Source organism: Neochlamydia sp. EPS4, assembly GCF_000813665.1.
GTDB lineage: Bacteria > Chlamydiota > Chlamydiia > Chlamydiales > Parachlamydiaceae > Neochlamydia.
The window spans coordinates 1-8,245 of sequence record NZ_JSDQ01000049.1 but is presented as its reverse complement, the minus strand read 5'-3'; the positions used below and the strand labels follow the sequence as shown (position 1 = coordinate 8,245).

Annotated in this window: 5 protein-coding genes, 2 tRNA genes and 1 pseudogene; 4 read left to right on the top strand and 4 right to left on the bottom strand. The window is 36.7% G+C overall.

Annotated elements, in window-relative coordinates; all coding sequences use genetic code 11:
- Positions 1–283: 283 nt before the first annotated feature.
- Positions 284–370: transfer RNA gene (locus DB42_RS05055), tRNA-Ser, on the top strand.
- A gap of 1,092 nt (positions 371–1,462) precedes the next feature.
- Here the strand turns inward: DB42_RS05055 and DB42_RS05050 are convergent.
- From DB42_RS05050 to DB42_RS05040, 3 genes are all read right to left on the bottom strand, one after another.
- Positions 1,463–2,035, bottom strand: a complete 573-nt coding sequence (locus DB42_RS05050) for a DNA polymerase ligase N-terminal domain-containing protein (RefSeq protein WP_044882009.1) — start codon at positions 2,033–2,035, stop codon at positions 1,463–1,465.
- 513 nt (positions 2,036–2,548) lie between these two features.
- Positions 2,549–3,058, bottom strand: a complete 510-nt coding sequence (locus tag DB42_RS05045; protein WP_042244095.1) for a ferritin-like domain-containing protein — start codon at positions 3,056–3,058, stop codon at positions 2,549–2,551.
- Between the two features lie 2 nt (positions 3,059–3,060).
- A complete protein-coding gene (locus tag DB42_RS05040) occupies positions 3,061–3,273 on the bottom strand; it encodes a CsbD family protein (protein WP_044882008.1) in 213 nt (70 codons plus the stop codon).
- Between the two features lie 482 nt (positions 3,274–3,755).
- Here DB42_RS05040 and DB42_RS05035 point away from each other — a divergent pair.
- A tRNA-Ser gene (locus DB42_RS05035) sits at positions 3,756–3,842 on the top strand.
- A gap of 462 nt (positions 3,843–4,304) precedes the next feature.
- Here DB42_RS05035 and DB42_RS05030 read toward each other — a convergent pair.
- Positions 4,305–4,943, bottom strand: a complete 639-nt coding sequence (locus DB42_RS05030) for an Hpt domain-containing protein (protein ID WP_044882007.1) — start codon at positions 4,941–4,943, stop codon at positions 4,305–4,307.
- A gap of 491 nt (positions 4,944–5,434) precedes the next feature.
- Here DB42_RS05030 and DB42_RS05025 point away from each other — a divergent pair, with 491 nt between their 5' ends.
- Positions 5,435–6,907, top strand: coding sequence for a sodium-dependent transporter (locus tag DB42_RS05025; protein ID WP_044882006.1), 1,473 nt, complete (start codon positions 5,435–5,437; stop codon positions 6,905–6,907).
- A 696-nt stretch (positions 6,908–7,603) separates the two neighbouring features.
- Positions 7,604–8,245, top strand: a pseudogene (locus DB42_RS05020) (hypothetical protein); the annotation flags it as partial.

Genomic DNA, 8,245 nt, shown 5'->3' with positions numbered 1-8,245 from the left:
TAAATAAGGAAGAAAATTCCTGTAAGGCCATGCTTTAATTGATTGATTTTAGGTTAAGAAAAAATCAACGCTGAAAATAAGAGGGAGAGAAAATTTTAAAATTAAATGGTAAAGCTTGCCAACAGATATCCGTAAGCTCCCCCTTTCGCAAAGCAACTTTTTTTAAAACTAATAAAATCCATCTCCATTAAAGGATAGCCCTACTTAAAGAATCGCTGATTTTCAAATATTTAACTTGCACAAATAACTTTCTATCAGCTATAAGATACCATTCAGATTTTAAGGAAGAGTGGCAGAGTGGCCGATTGCGTCTGTCTTGAAAACAGAAGGCCCTTCACGGGGTCCGTGGGTTCGAATCCTACCTCTTCCGACCTTGGGATGATCAATCACTGCAATAAGCTTATCAAAGGGCTCAAGCAGTGTTGTGATCGCCTTTTTATCTTTCAATCCCACGCTCGAAAATAATACCTTCTAAAGAAACTTCCTCCCCATAACCAAAAAAGAAATTAACCTATTTCCAGGTTGGCTCTATCCGTAAAAGTAAACTTTTTATTAAGTATATGATTATATAAAGCGTTGCTCGAAAGCGTATAAGGATATCTTAAACCCTTTCTTTTGCCTTATTAATCCGATTTACCATCCACTTAATCATGGATAAATAGATCCAATTCTCCCTTACAGGGGTTAAGCTACGGATTTTAGAATCTCTTTAATAATGTGCAAAAGGATAAGGGTAAAACAAGGGTTTTAAGATATCCTCTTATACCATCTTAAGAATGCCACAAACGCTTCAGAAAAAGAAATAAAAAATGGACATAAGAAATTAGCTTGCCATATCATTCAGATAAAGAGATCTGATGAAAGCGAGTCGAATTACAAAATTAGAAAAAAAGGTCAGGGAAATTTCAAAAAAGCTTCGCTGACATTTGCAATTCTAACAAAATTGATACTTAGCTCACCTAAGACGTCATTGAAAATCTGCTCATGTCAAAGCGCTTACTATTTGGGTGTTCCACTTGAATGTGGGTAGTAGTGGATTTGGTAGAAAAGCTTTATATCCACTTAAAGATTTTATAATTTGTCCGGCAGGTGATTGTAGTATGCCCATTCATTCCTCTGTGCCTATTAGGATACGCTAGCTCTTATTATCGAAAATGTCAATATTCGCTAATAACAAAGGTCTTTATAATCACCCTTGGGAATAAGACTGCTTATTATTCTCGAATTATTTAGTTTTCGATAATAGTGTCGTTTCTTATCATCGCTAACGCGAATAAGACCGCTTTCTGTTACCAAAATTTGGGTTAAGCTGCAAAAGGAAGCAATTCCTTAGAAGATCGTTGTATGTTTTACCCTTATCTTGTGCATTTATCCAGCTATTCCTTACTCTTTAAGCAGGATCTCCCTAATGCTTGCTCTCTTTGCTGTCCTTAGTGTACTCATTCTTTAATAAAAATCTTATTTAAAAGGTGTTAGGAAAGCAAGTGCGCACGGATTGATTGTGCTCTAACACATCTATTTTTAAATCCACATATTGATCTTTACGTTTAATCAATAACCAATTTTTATCTTTCTCTTTTTTCCATTGCTGCAAGATAAAACCACCTTTTAATTTATGACCATGCAACTCTATCTCTAAGTGGCCCTTTTCTAAACCTTTTAAGCAAGCATTCTCAATATCCTTTTTGGCCTTTAATCCCCCTAAAGTGTAAATCCCTTCATCCCAAAGAACCACTTCTCCGGCTCCATAATTCCCAGGAGGGATAACTCCTTCAAAATGACGATAAGCTAAGGGGTGGTCTTCTACACGAATAGCTAAGCGTTTGTTGTAAGGATTAAGGGAAGGGCCCTTGGGGATAGCCCAACTTATAAGCACGCCTTGACATTCGACTCTAAAATCATAATGTAAATGAGAAGCGGCATGTTTTTGTATACAAAAAATGGGCAAACCGCAAGAAGGGTCTAGAGATAGCTCTGGCACAGGGGCAAGAGTTTTTTTTAATGTCTTTTTTTGCTGATAAGCTTTTAATATCATTCTATTCTCGCTTAACGATTAAACTTTTTCGGCCAACTACCTGAGTTTATTTTTAATTAATCCTCATTAAGTGATTAAAAAGGTAAAGCTCATTAGCTTTAATTAAACCTTTTTTCTGTGGACTTTTGCTCATTATTTCTCCCTCTCTCTTAATATGTGTGTAGCCGTTTAAATATTATTAAGGCTGTAAAATCAAAGAATGAGCCATAAGTTTAAGAGCTTTAAATTTTTTAAAGGGAATATATCAAGTTAGAGGCGGAGAAATTAAGGATAATCACAAGATAGGCAGCTGAAGCTATTTCTTAAAAAACTTTTAAGAGCACTAATGCCTATAGCCATACATAAACCTTTCTTTATCCCTTAAATTTTAATTTTTAGATAAATCTTTTCATCGTTAATTAAAATTTTACCGAGATATTAAAAGTCGGTATTTTTTAAAACATTTTTCCGCGCCTAACATGTCGTACTCCCGAAAGCATGCTAAGCATGCTTTCGGAATAACCTCTTGATTGGTTATTTGGAGGCCTGCTTATTTATCCCTGAAGTAAACATGGAACCTTCAGCAAGCTTGGTCAGCTTTTTGTCAGTACTGGCTTCTTCTTGCAAGGTCTCATCCAAAAGGTTTACTACCTCGTCTAAACTCAGCCATGCCGCATGGGCTTTTGCCGTCCCATAACCAGCAATTTCATAGTGCTCGATTTTTTGGGCCGCACCGATCAGGCCAGCATCTTTTAGATCGTCAGGAGCATGAATTTTCATAATCTCCTCGCCCTCTGCAATCATACCTTTCATAGCCTTGCAAACGGTAGTATAACTAGCTTCTGCATCTAAGTAGGATAAAGCAATTTCTAATCGCTTAACCTGCTGTTTAGTTTCCTGCAAATGCTTTTCAAAAGCTGCTTTTAGCTCAGGATGAGAAGCGGCTTTTTGCATGAGGGGCAAGGCTTCCACCATCTGCATTTCCCCACTTAAAAGGTCTTGTAACTCATAGACAAGTAGATCTTCCATACTAGTAAGCTTCATATTTACCTCCCTAAGTGTGTGCTTTCATTTTTCCATTTACTTAATTCTTTTTCTGCTTGGTCTTTTTTATAACCATAATTTTTTTCCAAGCTACCTAACATTCGCTCCCAGCTTCCATCAATCCTCAAAAGATCATCATCAGTCAATTTGCCCCATTTTTCCTTAATTTTCCCTTTGAGCTCATGCCAACTACCTTCGAAAAATTCTTTATTCATTTTTTCTCCTGTATAGTTAAAGGTTTAATCAGATTTTATTAAGTTAGACTGGATTTACGGCTTTTATCCGTAATTACTTTTAGAAGAATTTTTTTTGCTAGTGAACAATGTGTTGCAGATTTACGTGCTGTATTTTTCTTTTGCGCTATCATGAGACTCCTTTTATTAACCTTATAAAGGTTAATTTTAATAGTTTTCTTATGTTTCGAATGTTTTCATCCGACAGGCGACAAAATTTTAAGCCCTACTTAAGTGTACTCAAATAGGGTAGACGTAATTTAAATATGGCAAATGTAACCTTGAAGGTCAACATTATTTTAAGCACTTTTACGAATTTTTTAAAGCATGACAGCTTTTCTAGGAAAAAAGGTAAAAATATACTGCTCACTTTAGTGAAAGTGAATGATCATTTTTATTTATTCTTTCCCTTTTCTTGAAAAAGATTGTGTTTTGAATCTATTTTTGGCAAGATATTTGCTCCAGGAAGAGTGGCAGAGTGGCTGAATGCGTCTGTCTCGAAAACAGATTTACTCGTAAGGGTAACGGGGGTTCAAATCCCTCCTCTTCCGATTTATTTTTTAACCCCCTACAAGTGATTAATTGTGATAGCAATCATTTTTTCCATCCATCGTTTTTTGAAAAGAATTTTTTAGATTCCCCAGCACGATATAGTAAGTGGACGCCCCCTCTTCAGGAGTATAAATTATACAAATGATTAATGGTTGCCCAAAAAAAGTTGAAAAGTTAATACGGCCGGGCTCTAAGCATTTTTAAATGGGATAGAAAAATAAGAGATGAATAAAGCCACATTCCGGCTTACTCTTAGCTTACTTCTCTATTTATCAAAGCCCCAGGCTAAATTTAGAGCTTATAGTCATTAAAAATTATATTCCTTTACAATTTTTGCTTATTAATAGGGTCTTCTCTCCTTTTGATACAAAGGAAGAAGCGCTATTTTGGCTTAAAGGATTTATATAAATAAAGGAAAGGTGTTGGCCCGAGTTTTAGCCTCCTTTCTTTGGAAAAGCCGTTTATTGAATATAAAGATAAAGCTGGCGATAAAAAGAGTTTAAATCAATAAGAGCATACTCTTTTTGTTTGATGTGTGTTTCCATTTTTTTACATATTTCACAAGCCATGAAGCGACCATAAAAGCCTGCACTGCCTGCTATTTTGTGGACAATGAATTGTAATTCTTCCCAAGCAGGCTGATGGGAATTATTTTTGATTAGCTTTTCTATTATGCCTAATTTTTCATAGCTAGAGATCTCATAGGCCTTCATTAACTGCTCTGGAATTTCTGCTACCCAGTCGCCTTTAAGTTTTTCGTAAGCTTCAAGCTGGCATAACTGAGCTAAGAGATAACGAGCTTCTTCAGAACTCATCATCTTTCCTACTATATAACGTACTTTTTGAGTTGCTTTAAGCTCCTGCAATAATGAAACATTAGGCAAATCATCATAAGCTAAAGAAAAGGAAAGTTGATCAAACATGGCTAGCTGCTCGCAGTGAGAGGAATTGAAAATACAGGCATACGAACTTTGATCTCCCATTTTCTCTTGCGCCTGGTCAAACGTCATTACTCCACTTACGCGCACCCCTAAAGCTTCTCCCTCTCTTTTTATAAAATTACAAAAGTTTTTATCCTGATCGACACATAAAACCTGCATGAATACTTTCCTTACAATTTAGCTTATATATTGTGTTATGAAAAAGATTACTCCAAGCTTTATCTTGACTACTTTTAAAGCTTGCTTGCTGGCTCCCCTGCAGCTTATATGGCCGCTCAATCCGCCACTAATTGGCTGCTTGAATGATGGTTTTAAGCTTCATGCTAAAACTGAGGTTTTCTTGACAGCCTCTCTCCTCAAACAAGCTCTATAACTTTGGGGTGGGCTGCGGCAGTAAAGCACAAGATCTATTTGACAATTAACATTCTTATAACATAAAATGCATCTATTAATTTTTTGATTTAAGTATTATGTATGAAAGCCTCATTGAATAAACCTGTTTTCCCACTGATTCCAGGTTATTCTTCATTCTTTTCCTCCCTTTTTCTTAGCTTGTTACGCTAAAAAACTTAATTTTTCTTGCCACTGGTATGAAATTAAGGAAAATCATTTAAAAGATTAGAAAATTTGCTGACCAAGGAACTTTTTATATGTCGCAACCGCAAACAACCACCTGGAAAAGTCAGTCGGGATACGTATGGTCCTTAATAGGGTCAGCGGTAGGCTTTGCCAATATTTTAAGCTTTAGTGCCCAAGTTTATAAAAATGGAGGAGGCGCATTTTTAGTCCCCTATATCCTTGCCGTTTTTATGTTAGGCGTTCCCATGCTCATGCTAGAAGGCCTTATTGGTTATACTTGGAAGCTGCCTATTGTCTCTGCTTATAATAAAGTATTAGGGAAAAAAGGAAAAGTACTCGGCTGGCTCTCTGTGGTTGCTTGCTTAACAATAGGCGCCTTCTATATTGTCTTAACGGCTTATTCTGCAGCCTATACCTATTTTGCTGCCTCTAAACAGATCCCTTCTGACTCTAAGTCATTTTTTTTTCAAGAATTCTTAAAGACGACTGAAAGCATTCATCAATTAGGGCCTTTATCTTTTCCTGTCTTAATCGCTACAGTATCCATGTGCCTATTAACTTATCTTGTTATGATAAGAAATGTTAGAGATGGGATTGAAAAAATATGTACCTTATTCATGCCTTTACTAGCTTTTATCATGACAGCATTTGCCATTACTACGATGTTTCTTCCGGGAGGATTAGATGCTTTAAGACATTATCTATCCCCTGATTTCTCTCGATTAAATGACCCTACGCTTTGGCGTGATGTATTTGGCCAGCTGTTTTTTAGCCTTTCTTTAGGTCTAGGAATTATCGTAGGCTACTCCCGTCATACTGATCAAAAAACGAATATAGCCCAGGCAATGTTTTGGGTAACCTTAGGAGACTTTGCTGTCTCATTCATTTCCGGCTTAGCAATTTTTGGATGCCTAGCCCACATCAGCCATATACAAAAGGTTCCCTTTGAGCAAATTCTTTCCTCAGACTCTACCTTTGAAATTGGTTTTATCTTATTTCCAAAAATCTTGCAATCTTTTGGTGAACATTGGGCCCAGATAGTAGGTACAATCTTTTTCTTCTGCATTTTCATAGCTGGCATTACGGGAGTATTTTCTATAGCAGAAAGCATTGTAGGCAATGTAGAAAAAGAATTTACGCTATCACGTAAAAAAGCTGTCACTGTCACTATGTCGGCACTTCTTGGCATGGCGGTCCTCTTTTGTTTTGGTAATGCCTCGCATATTATCGATGCCCTTGCCCCCATGGTTTTAGGCATCAATATGTTGATTGGAGGGATAGCCCTCATTATTACTTTCCAATATGCTTGTCCTGCTTTGCGAGAAGATGCTATTTGGTATAATGGCTCTCAAGCTAGCTTCTTCTCTGTATCACTACGCTATGTAGGCCCTCTGCTGCTCACAATCATTTTATTTAGCAATCTGTGGCATGAATTCCATACTCTTGACTTATCTTCTTGCATTCGCTGGCTCTGGTTCACGATTGCTTTAATAGGCTCTGTGCTTATGGCTTATCAAAGGAAATACCAGCCTACACATGCATAAAGGGAATAAGCATAAAAGAAACCCAGGGCTTTACATTCCGTGCTAAAAGCAACATCTCTAACCTACCGCCTTTGCATAAAACTTTAACAGGTGTTGAATCGTTTAGGCTATTTGGAAAAAACGCTTACTATGTCAGCTTGCACAGCTTTGTCTAAGCAAGTTATTCAGAGTTTTCAATTGTAGAATGGTCGTAAGTACTTTTTAAATTGGAGTAGACTAAAATGAATAACAAACTTTTAGCCATCTTATCTTTAGAAAAGTAATCCGCTTTTCTTCCTGCAACTAAGCAAATTTAAACTAACCTACACATTTATAACGACAAAAAATTTTTCTCTTTTTCTGCAGAGTGCTAGGGTGGAGAATAACTTTTCTTGACAGGAAGAAACTGGTGTATTGTATTTCATCATTCGATAGAAAAATTAAAACATTGCGCCAAAAAGAGCCGTTTTTCTCAAACTCATTCTTTTAGCCAAACCAAAATTGCCGCGTCACTGAATCCCCAAAACCTGTGGCTGCTCCTGAATGCTTAGAAGGTCTCCCCCTTCCGTGAATCTATCTGAAAAAAAGGCGAGGTAGGTTATCTGTGAGTTGTTTTTCATGGATAAGGATACGAATTCGTTTGACTTGCATTTTTAATTTTTTTATTCTGCCTTAAAAATAAAATGATAAAAGGTCATCACTACCCAAGGAAATAAAATGCATCCTATCTCTTCGGCATCTATTGAAAGCTTGCCCAATGAATTGCTGCTCCCTATCTTAGAGGCTTGCGTAGTTCCTTCCTTATTTAGCGTCTGTAAAAGATGGCATCATCTGCTGGCTACTGAAGTCATGCCCCCTCTTTATAGAAAAATAGTACGGCTTCATTTCCCCAGGAAGAATGCCACTACCCAGCGAACTCTTTTGTTAGCTAAAGTTTATCAACTCAATCCTGGACTTACCTCTACTGAAAAAGTTTATCAAGTTTTTAAACAAGTTTTTACCTTAGCTAAATCTATTTCTCCTTTGGAATTTAAAGAGAAAACAGAAGAAAAAAAAGGCTTAACTCTGACTAATTACTCTTCTTATCTCTTAAATACTAATCGCCTTTTACTTTGGAAAAGACTCCCTGGTGGGGAAGAATATTTGAGCCGAGAAGAAATTAAGCACTTGCCTCTAGAAAAAAAAGGAGAGCTTTTTAGAGATTGGATTGAAGAAAATTGTAAAAGCATCACCGCTCTAAATTTATCTGAAGCAGGCTTGACTTACTTACCTCCAGAAATATGCCACTTATCTCAGCTGCGAGGTCTTCACTTAAATCAAAACCAGCTCACCGCTCTGCCTACAGAAATATGCCAGTTA